Origin of the sequence: Ochrobactrum teleogrylli, from assembly GCF_006376685.1 — a bacterium.
GTDB lineage: Bacteria > Pseudomonadota > Alphaproteobacteria > Rhizobiales > Rhizobiaceae > Brucella > Brucella teleogrylli.
In genome coordinates, this window is record NZ_VEWL01000002.1 from 103,352 (window position 1) to 126,321 (window position 22,970).

Here is a 22,970-nt window from a genome sequence, read left to right on the forward strand (position 1 = left end):
GAAAAACCTCCCATGGGGCGCGGGTAAAATACCCTTCTGCAACAGGCAGGTCTCCTGGCTCGCGGGTCGTCGGTAATGTCACCGCCTTCCCGGAACGTGATGTTCCAGTGGCTGCCGGTTGCCCGGCTTGGTTTCATTCCTCTCCGCTCTACAGTCGCGGGGTCGGCTGCGATAGAAACGCCCTGATTGGGTCCGTCCTTCGCATTCCCTCTTGGTTTCACCAGATTCGTCCGGCGAAAACCTGTCACATGCGCGGACATTAAGCCTTTGCTGATAGGCCGTCAATCAGCGCGAGGGCGCAGAAATTGCCCCTTGCGCCGAACCCAGCTGTCGATGGTCTCCGCCTTGGCATTGATCCTGGGCCAGAGCCACGACATCACGCCCGCCACCAAACTCCATGCGATCACCACATCCGATAGAAAATGCGCGCCCATGAAAACACGGTTCATGGAAACCAGCATGAGGATTGGAATGAAAATCGCGGCGGACACAATGCGCCAGCGTTCAGGAACGAATATCAACAGCGACAGCATCGCAGCCGCAGCAGCGCCCTCTCCCGACGGAAATGAGCAGTTTTTGCTACATGTCGCAGCCATTTGCCAGGCAGGTGTAAAATCCATTGAGCCGCCAAATTCCAGCAAGTGCCGGGGCCGCACTCTTCCGATCAGCAACTTCAGGCTTTGCGTTACGATGCCCGGACCAAGCGCAAAGGTCAGAAGCACATAAAGCACCTTGTGAGGGGCGATAGAATGGATGGGGCGCCGCCACAACGCGTAGATAGCGATCAAAACCACCATTCCAACCAGCAACCACCACTGACTGACACGGTGAAAATCCCTAAGGGCCACCCAAGCCGGTGAATTCGACGCGGAAAAATCCCCGTGTCTGAAAAAATATCGGCTGGTAATCAAATCGACCTGAGGCGAAACAATGAACAATGCATTGACCGCTAGGAGTGAATATACGTAGAGATGACGGCGAAAAACAATATGATGATTTTGATATAAAAACCTCAATATCAAAATAGCCTCATTATAATTTTAAATATATTTTGAATGAAACGAGTTAGTAGAAATGCCAATATAAATATTCATACGATATAGTATATTAGAATTATATGCAATTTACATATAATTAAGATTTATTTTCGTATCAGGCCTAAAAATAGCCCTAACACGTGAAACTATCGAGACTGAACGAGTGCAGTTGCGTCAGATCAGCGAAAACAACGCATCGATATCGAGACAGGCTTCCAGCCCTTCCGCCAGTTCATCCAGCGCCGCTTCGACGCTCAGGCGGTAATTGCCTATCCCGCCCTCAACACCCAGCGCTGCGAGAAATTGCTGCCGGAAACGATCCGCACCGAAAACACCATGCAAATAAGTGCCCATAATGCGGCCATCGGCAGATACGGCACCGTCATCATGATCCCCGATGCGCGCGAAAGGCCTGAACATATCCGCACCTGTCGTGCGGCCAACATGAATTTCATATCCCTCGAGCGGCGCATCATAGAGCAGCGAAGTCGCCTTCACATTGCGGACGACTTTTTCAGGCTCCATGACCGTCTCAATATCGAGCAGCCCCAGCCCTTCTGCTTCGCGTACCTGCCCTTCTATCCCGTGCGGGTCATGGATGCTGCGCCCCAGCATCTGAAACCCGCCGCAGATACCCAGCACATGTCCGCCCCGCTTCACGTGCTGTACCAGATCGCGATCCCAACCGTTTTCACGGAAAGCCAGCAGATCGGTGATCGTGGATTTCGTTCCCGGCAGTACAACCAGCCCGGCATCGGGCGGAAGAGACGTACCGGGCGGCACCATGACCACCTCCACCGCAGGCTCGGCTTTCAGCGGGTCCAGATCGTCAAAATTGGCGATGCGCGGCAACATCGGCACCGCAACTTTTAGCGCCTTGTCAGCACTGCGCACGGCGCGCTCCAGAACCACCGAATCCTCGGCAGGCAATCTGGAAACCGCCTTTAGCCACGGAACCACACCGAACGAGCGCCAGCCGGTGAAGCGTTCGATCGCTTCCAGCCCGTCATCGAACAGAGAAATATCACCACGAAACTTGTTGATGATGAAACCGCGCACCATGGCGCGGTCTTCGTTAGACAAAATTGTATGGGTTCCGACCAGAGAGGCGATCACCCCGCCCCGATCAATGTCGCCGACCAGCACCACCGGCACATCTGCCTGCGTTGCGAAACCCATATTCGCAATGTCGCCCGCCCGAAGGTTGATTTCGGCAGGCGACCCCGCCCCTTCGATCAGCACGAGATCGGCACCATCGCTGACGATGCAAAAGGACTCCATCACTGACGCCATCAGTTGCGGCTTCAATTCCTGATAATAGCGCCCGCGCGCTTCGCCACGCACCTGGCCCTGCACCACGATCTGGCTGCCCATATCCGTCTGTGGCTTCAGCAGCACGGGATTCATATGCACCGAGGATGGCACGCCCGACGCCAGTGCCTGTAGCCATTGGGCACGACCGATTTCGCCGCCGTCGTCACTGACAGCAGCATTGTTCGACATGTTCTGAGGCTTGAACGGGCGGACTTTCAATCCGCGATTGCGCGCCACACGACAGAGCCCCGCGACAAGCACGCTCTTGCCGACATCAGACCCCGTTCCCTGAAACATAATTGCCCGTACCATGCGCCCTGCCTAGCCGAAACAACAAGCCATGGCAATCTGGCTCACAGCCTATGCTTCACAGCACATCCGAAGCGTTCAACGACACACCTTCTATGCAAAAATGCGCATCAGTTTATTACAAATGTGAGCAAGATTATTCCAATGGAGCGTTGGCAGCTATCCGGTCTTATGCTCTAGTCCACAACAGAGGAGCGGTACTCAACTTTCAAAGCTGAGGGAGGAAACCATGGATGCTGCCGAACAAAACCAGTTCGAGCTGAATGAAGAACAGCTTGCCATTCAGGAGATGGCGCGCGGCTTCGCCAGCGACCGGATTGCACCTCACGCGCTGCAATGGGACCGCGACAAGCATTTCCCGGTTGAAACACTCCGCGAGACCGGATCGCTCGGCATGGGCGGCATTTACGTCCGCGAAGATGTTGGCGGATCAGCGCTGAAACGCATGGATGCAGTGCTTATTTTCGAAGCGCTCGCAGCCGCCTGCCCGTCATTCTCGGCCTTTGTTTCAATCCACAACATGGCTGCGTGGATGATCGACACATTCGGCAACGAAGCGCAACGCCAGCAGTTTCTGCCCAAGCTGACATCGATGGACTGGCTTGCCAGCTACTGCCTGACCGAACCGGGGTCCGGCTCGGACGCCGCCGCCCTTCGCACCCGTGCGACGCGGGACGGCGATCAATATGTCATCAACGGCGCCAAGCAGTTTATTTCCGGTGCCGGAGAGACAGATATCTATGTGACCATGGTGCGTACCGGCGAGGACGGCCCGAAGGGTATTTCCACCCTCATTGTGCCGAAAGATGCACCCGGCCTGTCGTTTGGTGCCAATGAATACAAGATGGGCTGGAACTGCCAGCCGACGCGGACGGTCATATTCGACAACTGTCGCGTGCCGGTGGAAAATCGGCTTGGCGATGAAGGCACCGGCTTCAAGATCGCCATGGCGGGTCTCGATGGCGGACGTCTGAATATTGGTGCCTGTTCGCTTGGCGGCGCACAATCCGCGCTCGACAAGGCGCTGGAATATTGCGGTCAACGCAAAGCCTTCGGACAAACGATCGACCGTTTTCAGGCTCTCCAGTTTCGCCTTGCGGACATGGAAACGGAACTTTCGGCAGCGCGCCTGCTGCTTTACGCCGCCGCCAGCAAGCTCGACCGCAAAACCCACGATGCTGGCAAATGGTCGGCGATGGCCAAGCGATTTGTAACCGACACGAGCTTCAATGTCGCCAATGAAGCGCTGCAGCTTTTTGGCGGTTATGGTTACCTTCACGATTACGGGATCGAAAAACTGGTCCGCGACCTGCGCGTGCACCAGATTCTGGAAGGCACCAACGAAATCATGCGCGTGATCATTGCAAGGCATATGATCGGGCGCTGAACAGCACTTATACGGAGGAGTTTAACATGGCCACTATCGCATTCATCGGCCTCGGCAATATGGGCGGCCCGATGGCGGCAAATCTGGTCAAGGCCGGACATACGGTGCGCGGTTTCGATCTGTTGCCGCAGCATCTTGAAGAAGCCCGCGCCAATGGATTGCAGATCGCCGCGAGCGCGGCGGAAGCCGTGACCGATGTGGACGCGGTTATCACAATGTTACCCGCAGGAAAGCATGTTCTCGCCGTTTATGAGGAAATCGCGCCTACGGCCCGTAAAGACTCGCTTTTCATTGATTGCTCCACGATTGACGTCGATTCAGCACGCAAGGCGCATGCTCTCGCTGCCAGCCACGGTCACCTCTCCATCGATGCGCCGGTTTCGGGCGGCACCGGCGGTGCAGCCGCAGGCACACTCACTTTCATGGCGGGCGGCAGCGACAAGGCCTTCGAGCGTGGCGAACCGATCCTCAAGCCAATGGCTGGCAAGATTGTGCATTGCGGCGGCGATGGAGCCGGACAGGCCGCCAAGATCTGCAACAATATGATTCTCGGCATTTCGATGATCGGCGTCAGCGAGGCCTTCGTGCTGGCCGAAAAGCTCGGCCTTTCGCATCAGGCGCTTTTCGACGTGGCCTCAACCTCGTCGGGCCAATGCTGGTCGCTCACCACTTATTGCCCTGTCCCGGGGCCGGTGCCGACCTCCCCCGCCAATCGCGACTACAAACCGGGCTTTGCCGCAGCACTCATGTTGAAAGACCTCAAGCTATCGCAGGAAGCGGCGAAAAGTGCGGGCGCGGAAACGCCGCTTGGTGCCCATGCCGAAGCGATTTACGCGCTTTTCGACGGTGAAGGTCATGGTGGCGAAGATTTCTCCGGCATCATCAATCATTTGCGGGCAAAATCCGACGCCAAGTAAAAAAACATCACATCCGTGAAAAACTTGCCCAAAAAAGGCAATGTTTAGATTTGCTTAATCGTCTGCTAACCGTACGGTAACGATGTTCGGATAAAAAGGAGCTCGAGACAGGCTGAACCTCTCTCGATGCTCCGGATCTGGTATTGCGTACCGGAGCTTTATGTATCTCTCACCAGCGTTTAGTCCGGTGAGATTGCCATGCGTAGTTGGCAAAACCGTGCGCCGAAAGGCAGCGCGGTTTTTGCCGTAAACGAAAATTTTATCAAATATTGTCCTCATATTTCGATTGATTGGCGCTGCCCGGATTGAAATCCGAACATAATCCTGTGACATGTAGCAGCCTGTTTGCGCCCATCCGGGCATTTCGTTCAGCATCGGGACTTCAAGCTTGACCGCATTAAGACAAACCGCGTCTACCGCAGACAAAGAAATATTGGGACTGCCTTGGGCCGTTCTTTTTATAGTGTGCTATTTCGTGCTTCAGGCCGTTCTGGTGACTTATATCTCCAACGGTGCCGGGCTCGATGACGCGGAACAGCTCGCCAATATAGGCTATCTCGACTGGGGCTATGGCGGTTCGCAGCCACCACTCTATACCTGGACGACCAATCTTGCCGCCTCCGTGCTGGGCACGTCGATGCTGACGCTTCAGATCGTGAAGTTCGGCATGCTGGCAAGCCTGTTCCTCAGCGTCTTTGGCGCGATGCGGCTTTTAGGGTTTTCGCGCCCCGTGGCCTCGGCCAGCATGCTCGGCCTGTTTCTCATTCCGCAAATCGGCTGGGAATCGCAGCGCGCCTTGACCCATTCGGTGGCTGGCACGGCCGGTTGCGGATGGACCTTCCTGGCCTTTGCCTGGCATATGCGCAAGCGCAGCGTTATTTCGGCTGCCCTTCTTGGCGTTGCCATGACCGCTGCACTTCTGGGCAAGTTCAACGCGTCGTTCTTCCTCATCATGGTGATCATAACCGGGCTTTCAGTTCCCGAATATCGAACTGTGCTGCTGTCGAAACTTTCGGCTGTCACGCTGCTTGCCTTCGCGATCTGTGTCGGACCGACGGCAACATGGATGTTCGCGCACAAATCGAGCGTCATCGCCCGTTCCGGCAAGTTGCAGATGGGCGCATCGGGCAATCCGATCTTCGACCGGCTGAACGGCATTGAAAGCTTCGTCGAAGCTGCCTTCCTGTTCTCTGTGCTCGCCCTGGCAATCGCGGCTATCATCGCGCTGATCCATTACAAAAAGCGCACAAAGCCAACCACGCCCTACACGCCCGGCGAGACATTCATGCGTCGCCTCGTGCTTGTCGGCTTGCTCGTTGTTTTCGTCGGCGTCGTTGCAACCGGCGCCAATGACGTGAAGGACCGCTGGCTTCAGCCAGTGCTGTTTCTGTTGCCGGCTGTGCTGGCATTTCGTCTGGAGCGCTTCCGTATCGGCAAGCGCCCAGTCATCGAATATGCGGCAATGGGCGCGCTGGTTGCGCTGCTGGTTCCGCCGGTTCTGTCCTATTATCTGGTCTATGGTTCCAGCACGCCGCCTTACGGGCAGTTAGATTATCGTCAGCTTTATACGGAAATCAGCAGCCACGGACATTTCAGGACCATCGTGACGGATAACGCGCAGATACCGGGCAATTTCCGGCTCTTCGATCCGTCGCTGAAAGTTGTCCACCCGGAAACCCCCGATGGGGCCAAGCAAATCACAGCGCCAATTCTGGTTATGTGGTTTGGCGACGCGACGCCCAACGCCCACATCGCGAATCTTCTGGCGAATGCCGATATCGCGGTGCCGACGACGGGCATCTTCACGACGAGCATCGCTTATAAAACACGCCCGGATATGCAGATGCAGGTGGGTTATTTTCTGGTCAACGCGCCATAAAGCGCATCGCTAAAAAGGCCCGGGAGCATATCCCGGGCCTTTTGCTTAAAACCTTTTATTCAACCGTTTCCTGAACGGCATTTGCAGTGCCTTTTACATCGCGTCCGACGCCGCGAACCGTATTGGCGCAAGAAGCCAGTGTGAAGGCACAGAGAACAATAGCAACCGGGACAAGGCGGGTCAGTTTCATAGCGGTCTCTCCGATAAGGATGTCGTTACAGCCCAAACCAATGGGCACACATGCTTGTATCGCGCCAGCATTCCATCGGCCCACCCCGGACCCCGCCTCTGTCAGCTGGCCATGAAGCCGTTTCATCCGGCTGTCACAGAGGAAATCTAGCGCAACATTTCGGCCTGACAAGAGACGGGATTACTTAGACCCACAAGTTCTTGTGAGATGTATCAGCAAGAACGAAAAGTCTCGAAGCGGCCCGTCCGACGATAAGCTTCGAACACATTGCGCAAGTTCTCCGCCACTGCATGGATATGTGGTCCGGCTTCCGGCTTTATGATCATGCCAAGCTGATAGCGCCCCAGTTCCGGCAGGCCATGTTCCGAACCCAGCGCGACAATGCCTTCGCCAAGCAAGGTCTTCGCGAAAGGCGCGATGGCGAGATCGGCCATGATGGCGGCGCGCTGCCCGGTAGAATGCGAACTCATATAAGCGATGCGATAGGGACGCCCCGAGCTTTCAAGCGCTTCCAGAGCATTGCCGCGCCAGGCGCAGCCCTCTTCCCAGATGGAAAGCGGTAGCGGATCGCGACGATAAGCCGTTCCACATTTCGCCCCGGCCCAGACGAGTTCCTCATCGAGCAGAACTTCCGTGTCCCCCTTGCCGGGCACCGTATGCGACATGTTCACCAGCGTCACATCGAGACGCCGTTCATCCAAGCGCTTGCGCAGATTGCTGCTCTGATCGATCACCACATCGACGGTCACACCGGGATGGGTTTCGGCAAAGCGCTTCAAGACGAGCGGCAAAACACATTCGCCGATATCGTCGGGCGAGCCCAGCCGCACCACGCCTGTGACGGTCGGCGCGACAAATTTCGAAACCGCTTCACGATTGAGCGCCAGAAGGCGACGCGCAAAACCGAGCAGAACTTCGCCATCGCTGGTGAGCGTCACCGAACGGGCATCGCGGTCAAACACGGCGACGCCGATCTGCTCTTCAAGTTTCTTGATCTGCATCGATACGGCCGATGGCGTGCGAAACACCGCATTGGCTGCGGATGAAAAACTGCCCGTGTCCGCAATCGCCACAAAGGTGCGAAGGACATCGATATCGAGCATTGGCAAAGGATGCTGGACGGGCGCTGTCATGACGGAACTCCGGTGATGATAAATCAAATTTTCTGATCTTAAGCCTTTTTATATTTCGTTTGATTGAACGTCAAGCACAGCGCACATTAAGCACATTGAAAACACCCATCCCGCTGCAGCAGGCATTCAAACCAATCCATTCTCGCCCCGAGGAGACCGAAAATGACCGCACAATGCCAAACTATGGGCCAAGCCCTAAGCCAGACAGCAGCCCGCGATCGTCGTTCAGCGACGTCGGAATCGCCTTCGATCTTTATATGGCTGCGTCAGGCCCACTCTGAAATAAGAAGCCAGATCGAACAGTGGATGCTCGACCGCAAAATTGCTCGCACGCGCCTCTCGATCCAGAATTTGCCGGAACATATTCGGCAGGACATCGGCTGGCCCGCAATCGACGACCGCCTTCCGATGACCCGCCCGAGCCAACCCACGCGCGCCAACACGCTCCGCAACGGTTGATTTGCGACAAATATCTCTTTTCGAATGAGGGCTAGCCTGTCTCGCCCTCATTTTCACGACATGAAAATACCTTCTCGCGGCAGGCATTTAGCCGCACTTTGCAACCTAACCGTTCTGTGTCTCAATAAAGCACTGTCCCGTTTGCGTCATTGCCCTCCCCTAGTGTTTGCGGGCAATGATACCGGGATCGCCGGTCTGATAGCGACCGGCAAAAAGCGGGGCAAAAACAGGCCCCGCAGTCGTGACGGAGACGGAAGCATCGCCGCGTCGGGAACCGCAGCGCGTGCTTCATAAAGTGGGAACGGTCCGGTTATGAACCAGGCTTCATCGGTTAAGCGGTCTATTGTCTTTTTTCTGGTGCCGAACTTCTCGATGATCGCGTTTGCGACCGCCATCGAGCCGTTACGCATCGCCAATCGCATGCTCGGTTACGAAGCCTATCGCTGGCGTCTGACGTCGGCGGATGGCCAGCCCGTAACGGCATCGAACGGCGTGGTTTGCGCCGCCAATGCCTCGCTGGAAGACGAGCGACGCTATCTGCAACGCGAGCAGCGCCCGTCCATGGTGTTCGTCTGTTCCGGCGTCTATGTCGAGGAATTCCGCAACAAGTCGGTCTTCGCCTGGCTGCGCGAAGAATATAACCGCGGCGTCGCGGTCGGCGGCCTGTGCACCGGCGCGCATATCCTTGCGGCAGCCGGCCTCCTTTCCGGCAAGCGTTGCGCCATTCATTGGGAAAACCTGCCGGGCTTTGCCGAGGCGTTTCCGAAGGCGGAAGTCTACGCCGACCTGTTCGAGTTCGACAGCAATATCTATACCTGCGCAGGCGGAACAGCCTCGCTCGACATGATGCTGAAGCTGATCGGCGATGATTTCGACGCCAATCTGGTCAACAAAATCTGCGAGCAGGCGCTGACCGACCGCGTCCGCAGCCCGCAAGACCGGCAGCGTCTGCCGCTGCGTGCGCGCCTCGGCATCCAGAACTCGAAAGTCCTGACCATCATCGAGATGATGGAAGCCAACCTCTCCGAGCCGCAGGCGCTGATCAATGTCGCCCATACGATCGGCCTGTCGCGCCGTCAGGTTGAACGCCTGTTCCGGCAGGAAATGGGACGCTCTCCGGCTCGCTATTATCTGGAAATCCGCCTCGACCGGGCACGGCACCTGCTTTTGCAGTCGTCGATGCCGGTCGTGGAAGTGGCGGTGGCATGCGGCTTCGTTTCCGCGTCGCATTTTTCCAAATGCTATCGCGAACTCTATGGACGCTCGCCGCAGCAGGAACGCGCAGATCGCAAAATGCTCATCGCAGCATAGGCTGGATCATTGCGACAGATCGAATGCCCGCTGGATGAAGCAGTCCGATCCTCGTGTAAAAGACTAAGAAAATCAGCATCGTAAAGCATCTTTCGGAATCAGTTTCGCAAGATCGGGTGACGCTCGTACCGGCATGTCGCTTGCAGAACAGGCTTGTTGCGAAAAACCCCGGCTTTGCCCGGTGGCAGACGCAGTCGTGTCAGGCAGCGAATATGTCGTATAAAGGCAAATATCCTGCCCCGTCAGCGATTATGGTTCTGTCAAATACCAACCAGGGTCACATAAAATGGCAGAGTTTCCTAAGAAGGCGAAGGTCGTAATCGTCGGGCTCGGCGGCATCGTCGGGGCATCCGTCGTGCACCACCTGATCGAACGGGGCTGGGACGACATCGTCGGCATCGACAAGTCGGGCATTCCGACCGATATCGGCTCGACAGCCCACGCGTCGGATTTCTGCTATGCAACCAGCCACGATTTCCTCTCCTGCTGGACCACGCTTTATTCCATCGATTTCTACGAGAAGATGGGGCACTACGCCCGCGTCGGCGGCATTGAAGTTGCGCGTGTGGGCGACGATGGCCGCATGGATGAAATCAAGCGCAAGGTCGCATCGGGCAAGGCGTTTGGCACCCGCGCCCGCCTGATGGAACCGGCAGAGATCAAGGAAAAATTTCCGCTGATCGAAGAAAGCATGGTTCAGGGCGGCCTGTGGGACCCGGATGCCGGTCTGGTCATCCCACGTTCGCAGACGGTTGCTGGCAAACTGATCGATCAGGCGGAAGCCGCTGGCAAGTTGAAGAGCTTTGCCAATACACCCGCCCTGTCGCTGCTGGTCGAAAACGGTCGCATCAAGGGCGTTGTCACCCATCGCGGCACGATTGAAGCTGATTATGTGGTGATCTGCGCTGGCCTCTGGGGACGTTTGATTGCCGAAATGGTCGGTGAAGATCTGCCTGTCATGCCGATTGACCATCCGCTGACATTCTTTGGTCCCTATAATGAATTCGAAGGCACCGGCAAGGAAATCGGCTGGCCGCTGATGCGCGATCAAGGCAATTCGGCCTATATGCGCGACACCGGCGATCCGAAGACCGCCGAAGGCGGCCAGATCGAATGGGGCTATTACGAAGAGACCAATCCGCGCCTCTGCCACCCGCGTGATCTTCTGGAAAAGCACGAAGCGCGCCTTTCGCCATCGCAGCGCGACCTCGATATGGAACAGGTTCTGGAACCGCTCGAACGCGCCATCGAGTTGACCCCGATCCTCGGCGAGCTTGGCTATAATGAAAGCCATTCCTTCAACGGTTTCCTGCAAGTCACCACCGATGGCGGCCCATCCATGGGTGAAAGCCAGAAGGTGCGCGGCCTCTGGTATGCGGTGGCCATCTGGGTCAAGGACGGCCCCGGCATGGGCAAGCTTATTGCCGACTGGATGACCGATGGCCGCACATCCATCGACCATCACGCCATCGACTATTCCCGTTTCTATCCGCACCAGATGACCGAACAGTTCATCTGGGATCGCTGCACCGAAACGGCAATGAAGGTTTATAACCCGGCGGTGCATCCCCGTGAGCCTTTCTCCAAGGGCCGCAATATCCGCCGTTCACCCTTCTATGAACGCGAAGTGGAGCTTGGCGGCTATTTCATGGAACTCGGCGGCTGGGAGCGTGCGCATGGCTATGCCGCCAATGAACACCTGCTGGAAAAATACGGCGACCGCGTACCCGTGCGTGAAAATGAATGGGACAACCGCCATTTCTGGCGCGTTTCCAATGCCGAGCATCTCGAACTGACCGAAAATTGCGGCATCATCAATCTTTCGCATTTCGCGATTGTTGACATTGAAGGCCCGGACCATGTCGAGCTGATGGAATGGCTCTGTGCGGCCAAGATCGGCGGCGACGCCAATATCGGCAAGGGCATCTATACGCATTTCCTCGACGATGAAGGCATGGTGCGCGCCGATTTCACGGCAATACGCATGGCGGACCGCATCCGCATGATCAACGGTGCCGATGCTGGCCCCCGCGATTTCCATTACATGCGCCGCGTGGCCGAGGATAAGGGCTTTGACGTCACCATCACCGATGTGACGGAGAAATATGTCACCATCGGCATCTGGGGCCCGAATGCCCGCGAAAATCTCAAGAAAGTCGTTGAGAATCCTGACGGTCTCAATGCCGAAAACTTCCCGTTTGCGGCGATCAAGCCGATCAGGATTGCGGGCAAGGACGTGACCGCCTTCCGCATTTCCTATGTTGGTGAACAGGGCTGGGAATTGCATATGCGCTATGAAGATGGCCTCGCCGTCTGGGATGCGCTGCGCTCCACCGGCACGATTGCCGTGGGTGTCGAAACCTATGCCAATACCCGCCGCATGGAGAAAAGCTTGCGCCTTCAGAACGCCGACCTGCTGACCGAGTATAATCTCCTTGAAGCGGATCTGGCGCGCCCGAAGGTCAAGGAGGCCGATTTCCGGGGCAAGGCCAAACATGTCGAATATCGCGCCCGGGAACATCAGCCCGCTATGCTCTGCACGCTGGTCATGACCGACAATATCGATTCGAAGGGCGTCGCCCGTTTCCCGGTCGGCATCATGCCGGTCATGGAGCCGGAAACCGGCGAAACGCTGGTCGATGAACTGGGCCGCCGCTCGTTCACCTCGTCGGTCGCTTTCGGCCCGACCATCGGCAAGAATATCGCGCTTGCTTATCTGCCATGGAGCCATTGTCAGGAAGGCCGCAAGCTGACCGTCGAATATTTCGGCGAAACCTATCCGGTCGAGGTAGCGTCTGTTGGCTATAAGCCGCTTTACGACCCGGAAAACCTCAAGCCGCGCAGTTGAGCCAGCGGTGAGGCCAACAAAAAGCCGGGCACAACGCCCGGCTTTTTCAATTCAATAATGCGGCAGACTTATTTCAGCGTCGCCTTGCCGCCGGTGATGGTGATCGTCTCATCACCGGTCAGCGCTTCGCGGTCGCCGTTCGGAAAAGTGACGAAGCAGCCTGCGGCGCAGAAATCGACAGTGTCGCCCGGCGCCACAACCATCTCGCGCTTTGAAGCACCTTCGGTGACCACGATTGTCTGCGCGGCGCTGTCCTTGTTGGAAATCTTGGCGGCGTAAGAACCGCCCATGGAAGCGGCAAGCATGACGACTGCGCCAAGACCGATCGTAGCAAACTTGTTGATCTGAATTACGTTCATATCGTTTCGGTGTTTCCACCGCTCCCGCTTCTACAACCCTGATGGAAGCAAGCCTTGCTTCCATCCTCGAAGAACGACCCGCCGTTCGTAGCTCTTTTATAAAAGGACAAAACTGAACTGCAACTGAACGAGACGTGATCACGCTTTATCGTCGTTGTCGTCCGTTGCCTTTGCCTTCTCTTCGCGCACCTTTTTCTTTGGCATCGCTGTCGGCGCCTTTTGCATGATCTCAGACAGCTTTTCGATTTCCGGCAGCCCCAGCACGAGATCGGTCGAAGACGACGACAGATGCAGCCCCTCTTCGTGGAAGCGCTCCACGATCTGGAACCGCAACTCGTTCTTGATGCCGCCGGTCGCAGTGATGTCTGCGACATGCGCATAGATGTCGAACACCATCAGTGAATCGGTCATGCTCTGGAAAGCGACGAACGGTTCTGGATTCTTGAGAATGGACGGATGGCTGCGCACGATATCCAGCAACAGCGTGTGCACACGGCGCGGGTCTTCCGTATAGGAAGCCTGAACATTGATATCGATGCGGCCAAGCTTGTTGCGATGCGTCCAGTTGCCGACATTGCCGTTGATGAGCGTCGAATTCGGCACGATGATCGATTGCTTTTGGAAGGTTTCCACTTCCGTTGCGCGCACACTGATCTTCTTGACGATGCCGCTGACCGTGCCTGCTTCCACCCAGTCACCGACCTTGAACGGGCGTTCCGCCAGAAGAATGAGACCGGAAACGAAATTCTGGACGATGTTCTGGAGACCAAAACCGATACCAAGTGAAAGACCACCGGCGATCAGCGCCAGATTGGACATATTGAACCCGGCCGCCGAGACGCCCATCAGGGCGGCGAGACAGAGACCGACATAACCGATCACCGTGCGGATGGAATTGCGCACGCCGGAATCGACGCGGCCCCTCGCCATGACGCTGTTGTCGAGCCAGTTCTGGAACCAGCGCGTCAGCAGATAGCCGATGACGAACAGCAAAATGCCGGTGAGCAGCCCCATCAGCGAAACCGACATATTGCCGATTTCAAAGCCGGTCATCAGTTTGAAGAATGCATTTTTCAGCTCGGCCCACTGGAAGCCGAGCTGCATCAGCACCAGCGGAATGCCGATCAGTGCTACCACCAGATTGATGAGAATGCCTGCGACAAGCCCCAGCTGGTCGAGCGTCGCATCGTCAAAGTGGAAACGCTCGCGCAAGCTCGCGCCGACCTTGCTTGACGCAAATGCCTGTTCTTCGGAAATGGCGCGCCCCGTCAGGAAGCCCAGATACATCGTCACCAGAAAAGCGCCGGTCACGACGATCTGCTGTGACAGAAAGCGCGCCATGCCGATATAGCCGAAGAGGGCGGCCAGAATGGGCAGCAATCCCAATATGATCAGAAATATCTTGAAGAGACGCGGCCATGACCGCACGCGCTCGTCATCCCGCCGCACGACGGGTTTCAGGAAGGCGATTGCCAGAATGAGAATGCCCACCATGACAGTCGCCAGCAGGCTTTGGGCCATGGTGAGCGACAAGGGCGACGACAGTAGCTTGTTGACGGTCCCGATAAAAGAATCGACGCCCGTCGTCAGCGCTGTCGCGGTTATCAGCAAGCCCAGAATCCGCCCCGGACGCGGCGCGACCGGTACGAGGCGCCATTGCGGCATGTCAGGACTGATACAGGCAGCGGCCAGACGATGAATGAAGAAGACGAGACCGAGGACGATGAACAGCGATTCCAGTATCGACGCAACGTCCGTTCTTAGAACATTGAAATAGTTCAGGAAAAAATAGGTCGTCGCCAGAAAGACGCCGAGTGCTGCAGACGGAATGACCGTGGACCAGAAGGCGACCAGAAGGCGGCTAAGGTAGGACGGCGACTCGATGGTCGGGTCTCGTTGATACAGCGTACCAAGCAAACGCCGCGCACCGAGCTGGATCACCAGCGCACCGACGAATGCGAAAAATGCTGCTGCCAGGAACGAGTTCAGCTTGAAGGTGACGACGAAGCGCCACCAGGACTGGATGATGCGCCACAGCGATATGACCTGATTATTCGCCGCTGAAGCGACCTCCGTGCCGAGCGCGGTATCGAGATTGACGCGTTGCGACAGCGTTTTCGCAAAAAGGTCGCGACGCAGATCGCCGATCTTCGCCGACATCTGGTTGACGCCGAGCGAGGTATCTTCCGTGTCGCCGATCATCGCGTTAATCAGCGCCTTTTCGGCGGTGAGGCGCTTGCGCTCATCCGTCACGATACCCGGCTCTGTCGCATCGCCCGATGGCGCGGGGCCCAGCTGCTCCAGACGTGTATTGATCTCGGTCAGTCGCGGACGAAAGGCGACACCCGCATCAAGAAGCTTTTTGGACAGTCCGTCGAACTGAAGCTTCAGGTTTGCCAGCGCTTCGTCGCTGTTTTCAGCTTTCTGCAGCTGTTCCTTGAGCTTGTCGGCCTGCCGCTTCAGATCGTCAATGATCGGCTTTTGCTGCTGCACGATAGCCGATACGGGCGGCTGAGGCTGGTCGCCATCTTCCGGCGCTGCCTGAGCACCATCGTTCGACTGGCTGGCAGGCGCTTGACTCGCAGGAGCCTGCTGCGCTTGCGGCTTGTTATCCTGTGCGCTGGCGGGCGCTATGCTGCCCAACGAAAGCGCGCCGATCAAAAGGGAAAATGCAACGAACCGAAACGTCAATAAATGGGCCAATTTCAAATCTGCCGTTATGAAGATCACTGTTTCAACATAAAGCGCCGTAGAACGGAAGCAAGGCAGGTTGCAAGAGAGAATCCCACTTGCTCCCCTATGGCATGAACGGTGCTTTTCGCCCGCCACTTGTTGCGAGGCGACAATGAAACCACGGCAAAACGCCAGTATTTCCTTGTTCGCACCGTCACAAATGGCTAATGAGGATTCGTGAACAGTGCAGAAACTGGCTCGAATCCTGAGCGAGACTCTAACGAAAGTCTGGGCAGTTTTATGATAGGCATGAACAGCACAGGGCAGCATAGACAGCATGGTTTCATGCTGTTGATGGCATGCGTGCTGTCTTTTGCAGCACTATTGTTCGCCGTGGACTTCTCTGCACTGAACGACAAGACTGGCGACGATACGTCTCGCAGCCTTCATAAAATGCTTGCCGCCAGACAGGCTGAAAGCACGCCGACAGCTCCTGTCCGGCAGCAATCGGCACCCGCACCGCAGCCCATGCGCGCCATTCTCGTCGAAGCCATGGCCGCGAAAATCAAAGCAGCTTTTCCGCTGGGTGGTGACACGGCCCTCGCCGTTGCCGGAGCCGGTCATTCCTTTGCCAATGCGAAATCTGCAGAGGCCGGGCGCGATTTTCAGCATTTTACGGCTGCCCAGCAATATTTTGGTTTTGCCCGCGCACCTCCTGTAAGCGCATAATAGGCACCATCGGAAGACTGGCTTTCTCCAGTCCCCAACACTTTTACGTAAAACAGCGTCATCCGCCCCCACACAGATTGTGGCTTTCCATTCCGGTCAGCCTGTCGGGATTTTGAGATGACGCGCAGACTCGGAACCACAATCCATGCGTACTTCGAAATGGGTCGTAGCGCTGTACAGCCTGATCGTCGTGATCGGGCTTATCATCGCCTTGCCCAACTTCTTCACACAAAAACAGCTGGATGCGATGCCATCCTGGTTCCCGAAGCGTCAGGTGACGCTCGGTCTCGACCTGCGCGGCGGCTCCTATCTCGTGCTGGAAGTGGACGCAGCCGGCCTTAAAAAGGACCGCCTGCGTGCGCTGCTGGACGATGCCCGCAGCAAGCTGCGCGCTGAACGCATCCAGCCGCAGTCGATCCGCGCCGTGGGCGATGCCGTCATCGTGGCAATTCCCGATGCCGACCAGCGCGCCAAGGCGGAAACAGCGCTTCGCACGCTCATCTCGCAGGTCAACACCAGCGGTTTCGGCACGGCGATCAATGATATCGACGTCAACTCGACCGATAATCAGGTTCGTCTGACGCTGACCGAAGCGGGCTTCAATTACCGTCTCGACGCAGCACTGCAGCAGAGCCTCGAAATCATCCGCCAGCGCGTTGACCAGGTCGGCGTTGCCGAACCGTCGATCCAGCGCGTCGGTTCCGACCGTATCGTGGTTCAGCTTCCGGGCCTCCAGGACCCGGCTCAGCTTCGCCAGCTTCTCGGAAGCACGGCGAAGATGAGCTTCCACATGGTCGCCGATGCCAATCCGAACGATACGCCGCCTCCGGGCGTGACGATCATGCCGGATTCCAAGGATGCGAATATCAAATATCCGATCGAAGACCAGATCGCGCTCTCGGGTGAACGCCTGACCGATGCCCGCGCCGGTTTCGACCAGCGCACCAATGAGCCGATCGTTTCCTTCCGTTTCGACAGCCTTGGCGCACGTCAGTTCGCCGATATCACCACGAAGAACGTGAACCGTCCTTTCGCCATCGTTCTCGACGGCAAGGTCTTGAGCGCACCAGTTATTCGTGAGCCGATCACCGGCGGTTCGGGCCAGATCAGCGGCAGCTTCACCGTTCAGGACACTGTCGTTCTGTCCGCCCTGCTGCGCGCAGGCGCCCTGCCCGCGCCGCTGACCGTCATTGAAGAACGCACCGTCGGTCCCGACCTTGGCGGCGACGCCATCAAGATGGGCCTTGTCACCGGCATCATCGGCTTCGCGCTGGTGGCCGTGTTCATCGTTCTGCTTTACGGCCTCTGGGGCATGATCGCCAATGTGGCGCTTCTTCTGCACACATTGCTGACCTTCTCCGCGTTGAGCCTCATTGGGGCCACGCTGACCCTGCCTGGTATCGCCGGTATTATTCTGGGTATCGGTATCGCGGTCGATGCGAATATTCTCATCAACGAACGTATCCGCGAAGAAACGCGCAAGGGCCTCGGCGCGATGGCGGCGCTCGACAAGGGCTTCCACAGCGCCTTTGCAACCATCGTCGACTCTAACGTCACCTCGCTGATCTCGACGCTGCTTCTGTTCATGTTCGGCACGGGCCCGGTTCGCGGCTTCGCCATCACCATGATGCTCGGCATCGCGATTTCGATGTTCACCGACGTGACGCTCGTGCGCATGGCGATGGGCTGGTTCGTACGTCGTCGCAAGCTGAAGGTTCTGCATATCGAGCCGATCCTGAAGTTCGCGCCGGAAGGCACCAACTACCGCTTCATGAACGCGCGCTTCGCCGGTATCGGCGTGTCTATCGTGCTGTCGATTGCCTCGATTGTGCTGTTCTTCAAGCCGGGCCTCAATTACGGCATCGACTTCAAGGGCGGTATCCAGGCCGAAATCACCACGTCGCAGCCCGCCGACCTTGCGCAGCTTCGCGCCAAGCTCGGTTCGCTGGAACTGGGTGAAGTGGCGCTCCAGAGCGCAGGCAGCCCGAATGAAGTGCTCATCCGCATCCAGCGTCAGGATGGTGGCGAGGAAGCGCAGACGGTTGCTGTCAACAAGATGCGCGAAGCCGTTACCGAGCTTGATCCGGGCGTGAAGATCGAACGAACAGAAGTCGTGGGACCGAAAGTCTCCGGCGAACTGGCGCGTTCCGGCTTCATAGCGGTCGTGCTCTCCGCACTCGGCATGCTGGTCTATCTCTGGTGGCGGTTCGAGTGGTTCTTCGCGCTCGGCGCGATCATAACCCTTGTGCTGGATACGACCAAGATCGTTGGCTTCTTCGCGCTGATGCAGCTCGATTTCAACCTGACGGCAATCGCTGCTCTCCTGACGATCATCGGCTATTCGGTGAACGACAAGGTGGTTGTCTATGACCGCATGCGTGAAAACATGCGCCTCTACAAGTCGAAGCCGCTGCGCGAGATCATCGACATGAGTATCAATCAGGTGCTAGTGCGCTGTATCTACACATCGCTGGTGACATTCCTCTGTATGTTCCCGATGGCGATCTGGGGCGGCAGCGCCGTCCATAATTTCGCCGTGCCGATGCTGTTCGGTATCGTCATTGCGACGTCGTCGTCGATCTTCATCGCAGCGCCGATCCTGCTTCTGCTGGGCGACTGGTGGCAGCACCACAAGGAGGCTCACAAGCCTGCTGAAGAAAAGGCCATCGCGCAGAAGTAATCCAATCGCCGGGCAGGATTTCCGTCTTGCCCGGCTCCCACAATGAATTGACAGAAGCATGTTCCCCGAAAGTGGAAACCGATTTTGGGACAAGGACATGCTAAAACAGAGGGAAACGGCACCCTATGCCCCATGACACGCCTTTGATAGCGACAATCGTCATCGGGTTATGCCTTGCCTTCATCTTCGGTGCTGTAGCCACCCGCCTCAAAATCTCTCCACTGGTTGGCTATCTTCTGGCTGGCGTTATTGCCGGTCCGCACACACCCGGTTTCGTTGCCGATCAGGACCTCATTTTGCAGCTCGCCGAAATCGGCGTCATCCTGCTGATGTTCGGCGTCGGTCTGCATTTTTCCCTGAAAGACCTGCTATCCGTTAAAGCCATCGCCGTTCCGGGCGCGTTGGCGCAAATCGCCACCGCGGCCGCCCTTGGCACCGGCCTTGGCCTTGCGCTCGGTTGGGACGTTGAAGCAGGCATGGTCTTCGGCCTTGCGCTATCCACCGCCAGTACCGTCGTTCTGTTGCGTGCCATGCAGGAGCGCCGCCTGATCGACACCGAACGCGGCCGCATTGCCGTCGGCTGGCTGATCGTTGAAGATCTCGCCATGGTGATGGCGCTGGTCCTGCTGCCCGCCGTCGCCAGTGTCACGGGACGCGCGACCAGTGCCGCAGCAAGCGACCCGCTTGCGGCCTGGCTCGGGCTCGGCATTGGCGGCATCATTCTCCTCACCATCGCCAAGGTGGTTCTGTTCGTCGCCCTGATGCTGGTCGTCGGGCGCAAGGTCATTCCCTGGCTTCTCAACGTCGTCGCGCAGACCGGTTCGCGCGAATTGTTTCGCCTTGGCGTTCTGGCCATTGCGCTCGGTGTGGCTTTCGGCGCGGCGCATCTCTTCGGCGTGTCTTTCGCGCTCGGTGCCTTCTTCGCCGGAATGGTGATGAGCGAATCCGAGCTTAGTCACCGCGCAGCTGAAGAATCCCTGCCCTTGCGCGACGCCTTCGCAGTGCTGTTCTTCATTTCGGTCGGCATGTTGTTCGACCCGATGAGCCTTTTGAAAGACCCCTTGCCCCTTCTGGCCACGCTTGCGATCATCCTGATCGGCAAATCCGTAGCCGCTTTCTTTATCGTCCGGGCCTTCCGCCGCCCGGTCAGCACGGCGCTAACGATTTCGGCAAGTCTGGCGCAGATCGGCGAATTCTCGTTCATTCTTGCCGGGCTTGGCGTCAGCCTCAATCTGTTGCCACCCGCCGGACGCGATCTGATTCTCGCTGGCGCTATCCTTTCCATCTTCCTCAATCCGGTGATGTTCATCGTCGCGGAACGGATGCGGCCCTGGATCGAAAAGCACAGCGCAAGCGAAGCCGCAAACGAACCGACGGGCAGCGCAGCCATCGATGTTTCCGAACCGGAACCATTGCCTCACACGCTTCTGACCGGCCACACGATCATTGCTGGCTACGGACATATCGGCAGCAGGCTGGCCACCAGTTTGCAGGAACATGCGATGCCGTTCCTCGTCATCGATGACTCGCCGAAAATCTGCACCGCTTTGCGGGAAAAAGGCATCGAAGCTATTGCGGGCAATGCCTCCGATACCGAAATATTGAATGCGGCGAATCCGGGGCTTGCCAAAAATCTGGTCATTGCGATTCCGAATGCCTTCGAGGCAGGACGCGCAACTGCTCTGGCCCATGCGGCCAACTCGGATCTTCACATCGTCGCGCAGGCCAGTTCGCAGGCCGAAGCACAATATCTGACCGATCTTGGCGCAACCGCCGTCATTCTTGGCGAAGAGGAAATTGCAAAGGCAATGGCCAAGGCAATCGGCGCAGACGTTTCGAATACGGGCTGCAATGCTTCTGCCCGGCAGCCACAGCGGCATATTCAGGCACAGGACGACAGTTCTGTGACTGCCGCTGATGGCGAAGCACAGGCCATATAAGGGGGAACACAGATGAAAATTGAAGGGGCGGTAATCGGTTAATGAAAGCAAAGGATTATATCTGGCCAGTCATCGGTGTCTGTGCTGTGGGCGTTTCAGTCTGGCTTCTCTATCGGGAACTTCGCAGCATATCGCTCGACGATGTTCTGGACAGCCTCTACGCCATTCGCGCACATCACTGGGTACTGGCAGCGGCGGCAGCCCTTCTCGCCTATAGCTCGCTTGCCGGTTACGACCGTATCGCGCTTCTCCATTTGCGACGCAAGATTTCCTGGCTTTTCATCGCGCTCTGCTCCTTCACCACCTATGCCCTGTCGCACAATATCGGCGCATCGGTCGTCTCCGGCGCTGTTGTTCGCTACCGCGCCTATTCCTCGCAAGGCATGCCAGGCAGCGAAATTGCCGTTCTCATCGCGTTTTGCTCATTCACATTCATTCTCGGTGTCATCATCACATCAAGTGTGGTGCTGCTGCTTGAGCCGCATGTCCTCATGCGTTTCAACGAAGATCTGACACCCACCGTCGCCATGGTCATTGCCGTGATCATGCTGGCGTTCGTGCTGCTCTATGTCTTCGGCAGCTGGATGCAGCTGCGTCCGCTCCAGATCGGCAAATTCCGGCTGGAATATCCCCGCATGTCGGTTGTCGTGCAGCAATTGATCGTGGCCCCGCTGGAGCTGATCGGCGCTGCGGGCATCATTTATTTCGCGCTGCCGGAAGCGGGCAATCCGGGTTTCCTGATCGTGCTCGGCATTTTCCTCGTCTCCTTCTCGGCAGCGCTCATCTCGCATGCACCGGGCGGCCTTGGCGTGCTTGAACTGGTATTCCTGACCGGCCTGCCGGATATGCATCAGGCGGATGTGCTGGCAGCACTGATTGTGTTCCGCCTGCTCTATCTCCTGATCCCCTTCGCCATGTCGCTGGTGGTGGTGCTGGTTTTCGAGAAATCGCAGTTCCTGCTGCGCTGGAACGAAAAGCATAACAAGTGAGACCCCATTCAGGCGGAGAATAATTTTCACGTATCCGCCTAAATTTGAATTCCTTTTCCTTAAAATTGCGGGTTTCAGCGCCTATTTTGGAAACTGCTTCGCAAGTCGCCACGATATCGGGACGAAAAGCGAAACAGAAAAGCCCTCCCAAGGCTCTGATCTCTATCGCAATTGCGAACGCAAAACCGCTTTGCACTTTTGCTGCAATTGCTTGAAAAGGAAACAACGCATGCCTGCGACACTTATCATCCCCGGTTACAAGGGATCGGAAGCAGGCCACTGGCAGCGCCAATGGTTGCATGACGATCCGTCAGCATTACTGGTTGAACAGGACGACTGGCATTATCCAGTGCTATCCGACTGGATGCATGCGCTCGAAGCAAAACTGGCCGAAAATCCCGGCGCGGTTCTGGTTGCCCATAGCCTCGGCTGTGTGCTGGTTGCCCATCTGGCAAGCCGTCCGGCTGCTGCACATGTTGCGGGCGCGCTTCTGGTCGCCCCAGCTGACGCGGAAACCATGGCCTCCAGAGACAGCCGTTTCCAGAGCTTCGCGCCGTTGCCGCGCCATGAGTTGGGTTTCCCGTCCATCGTCGTCGCCAGCCGCAATGACGATTATATGCGCTTTGCCAAGGCAGAGGCATTGGCGAATGTCTGGGGTTCGGGCTTCGTCGACCTTGGCCATGCCGGTCACATCAATGTCGCGAGCGGGTTCAGCCGCTGGCCAGAAGGCGTCATTCTCGCCTCTTCCCTGCAACGGGAGCCACAAACAGCAGCATCCTCCCAAGCTGCCCAACTGGCAGCCTGATCGCTCGCGCG

The 22,970-nt window shown here is 57.3% G+C and carries 17 protein-coding genes and 1 riboswitch; of the genes, 11 read left to right on the plus strand and 6 right to left on the minus strand.

Annotation, left to right across the window (positions count from 1 at the left end; genetic code table 11):
* Positions 1-27: 27 nt before the first annotated feature.
* Positions 28-260, minus strand: a riboswitch (cobalamin riboswitch).
* 21 nt (positions 261-281) lie between these two features.
* Both FIC94_RS04630 and FIC94_RS04635 read right to left on the minus strand, forming a co-directional pair.
* Positions 282-1,022, minus strand: coding sequence for a phosphatase PAP2 family protein (locus tag FIC94_RS04630; protein ID WP_210237285.1), 741 nt, complete (start codon positions 1,020-1,022; stop codon positions 282-284).
* A gap of 189 nt (positions 1,023-1,211) precedes the next feature.
* Positions 1,212-2,663 carry a cobyric acid synthase gene (locus FIC94_RS04635; RefSeq protein ID WP_140024115.1) on the minus strand — a complete coding sequence of 484 codons (1,452 nt, stop codon included), beginning with the start codon at positions 2,661-2,663 and terminating at the stop codon, positions 1,212-1,214.
* 226 nt (positions 2,664-2,889) lie between these two features.
* On the opposite strand from FIC94_RS04635, the gene FIC94_RS04640 reads away from it, so the two are divergent.
* The 3 genes from FIC94_RS04640 to FIC94_RS04650 all read left to right on the plus strand — a co-directional run bounded on the left by FIC94_RS04640 (position 2,890) and on the right by FIC94_RS04650 (position 6,843).
* Positions 2,890-4,047 carry an isobutyryl-CoA dehydrogenase gene (locus tag FIC94_RS04640; RefSeq protein ID WP_140024117.1) on the plus strand — a complete coding sequence of 386 codons (1,158 nt, stop codon included), beginning with the start codon at positions 2,890-2,892 and terminating at the stop codon, positions 4,045-4,047.
* A 26-nt stretch (positions 4,048-4,073) separates the two neighbouring features.
* Positions 4,074-4,964, plus strand: a complete 891-nt coding sequence (mmsB, locus tag FIC94_RS04645) for a 3-hydroxyisobutyrate dehydrogenase (protein WP_140024119.1) — start codon at positions 4,074-4,076, stop codon at positions 4,962-4,964.
* 493 nt (positions 4,965-5,457) lie between these two features.
* The gene (locus tag FIC94_RS04650; protein WP_235891953.1) at positions 5,458-6,843 is read left to right on the plus strand and encodes an ArnT family glycosyltransferase; all 1,386 of its coding nucleotides are present in this window, start codon (positions 5,458-5,460) and stop codon (positions 6,841-6,843) included.
* Between the two features lie 55 nt (positions 6,844-6,898).
* On the opposite strand, the gene FIC94_RS04655 is transcribed toward FIC94_RS04650, so the two are convergent.
* Together FIC94_RS04655 and FIC94_RS04660 are read right to left on the minus strand one after the other, a co-directional pair.
* Positions 6,899-7,033, minus strand: a complete 135-nt coding sequence (locus FIC94_RS04655; RefSeq protein ID WP_010659830.1) for an entericidin A/B family lipoprotein — start codon at positions 7,031-7,033, stop codon at positions 6,899-6,901.
* 212 nt (positions 7,034-7,245) lie between these two features.
* Positions 7,246-8,166, minus strand: a complete 921-nt coding sequence (locus FIC94_RS04660) for a LysR family transcriptional regulator (RefSeq protein ID WP_109369299.1) — start codon at positions 8,164-8,166, stop codon at positions 7,246-7,248.
* Positions 8,167-8,328: 162 nt separating this feature from the next.
* On the opposite strand from FIC94_RS04660, the gene FIC94_RS04665 reads away from it, so the two are divergent.
* The 3 genes from FIC94_RS04665 (at position 8,329) to FIC94_RS04675 (ending at position 12,784) form a co-directional block, all read left to right on the plus strand.
* The gene (locus FIC94_RS04665) at positions 8,329-8,625 is read left to right on the plus strand and encodes a DUF1127 domain-containing protein (protein WP_140024123.1); all 297 of its coding nucleotides are present in this window, start codon (positions 8,329-8,331) and stop codon (positions 8,623-8,625) included.
* Between the two features lie 312 nt (positions 8,626-8,937).
* Complete coding sequence (locus tag FIC94_RS04670) at positions 8,938-9,936, plus strand: GlxA family transcriptional regulator (RefSeq protein WP_109369301.1); 999 nt, start codon at positions 8,938-8,940, stop codon at positions 9,934-9,936.
* Positions 9,937-10,222: 286 nt separating this feature from the next.
* Positions 10,223-12,784: a GcvT family protein gene (locus FIC94_RS04675; RefSeq protein ID WP_140024125.1), complete on the plus strand. Its 2,562-nt coding sequence runs from the start codon at positions 10,223-10,225 to the stop codon at positions 12,782-12,784.
* A 68-nt stretch (positions 12,785-12,852) separates the two neighbouring features.
* On the opposite strand, the gene FIC94_RS04680 is transcribed toward FIC94_RS04675, so the two are convergent.
* Both FIC94_RS04680 and FIC94_RS04685 read right to left on the minus strand, forming a co-directional pair.
* Positions 12,853-13,143, minus strand: coding sequence for a hypothetical protein (locus tag FIC94_RS04680; RefSeq protein ID WP_109369303.1), 291 nt, complete (start codon positions 13,141-13,143; stop codon positions 12,853-12,855).
* A 138-nt stretch (positions 13,144-13,281) separates the two neighbouring features.
* Positions 13,282-15,846: a mechanosensitive ion channel family protein gene (locus tag FIC94_RS04685; RefSeq protein ID WP_140024127.1), complete on the minus strand. Its 2,565-nt coding sequence runs from the start codon at positions 15,844-15,846 to the stop codon at positions 13,282-13,284.
* A gap of 270 nt (positions 15,847-16,116) precedes the next feature.
* On the opposite strand from FIC94_RS04685, the gene FIC94_RS04690 reads away from it, so the two are divergent.
* From FIC94_RS04690 to FIC94_RS04710, 5 genes are all read left to right on the plus strand, one after another.
* Positions 16,117-16,545, plus strand: a complete 429-nt coding sequence (locus FIC94_RS04690) for a hypothetical protein (protein ID WP_140024350.1) — start codon at positions 16,117-16,119, stop codon at positions 16,543-16,545.
* Positions 16,546-16,690: 145 nt separating this feature from the next.
* Positions 16,691-19,225 carry a protein translocase subunit SecD gene (secD, locus tag FIC94_RS04695; protein ID WP_140024129.1) on the plus strand — a complete coding sequence of 845 codons (2,535 nt, stop codon included), beginning with the start codon at positions 16,691-16,693 and terminating at the stop codon, positions 19,223-19,225.
* Positions 19,226-19,350: 125 nt separating this feature from the next.
* On the plus strand, positions 19,351-21,165 hold the full coding sequence (gene ybaL, locus FIC94_RS04700) for a YbaL family putative K(+) efflux transporter (protein ID WP_140024131.1): 1,815 nt from the start codon (positions 19,351-19,353) through the stop codon (positions 21,163-21,165).
* Positions 21,166-21,206: 41 nt separating this feature from the next.
* The gene (locus FIC94_RS04705) at positions 21,207-22,154 is read left to right on the plus strand and encodes a lysylphosphatidylglycerol synthase domain-containing protein (protein ID WP_109369307.1); all 948 of its coding nucleotides are present in this window, start codon (positions 21,207-21,209) and stop codon (positions 22,152-22,154) included.
* A 229-nt stretch (positions 22,155-22,383) separates the two neighbouring features.
* Entirely contained in the window at positions 22,384-22,959 is a 576-nt protein-coding gene (locus FIC94_RS04710) for an alpha/beta hydrolase (RefSeq protein WP_140024132.1), read from the plus strand.
* The last annotated feature ends 11 nt before the right edge of the window (positions 22,960-22,970 follow it).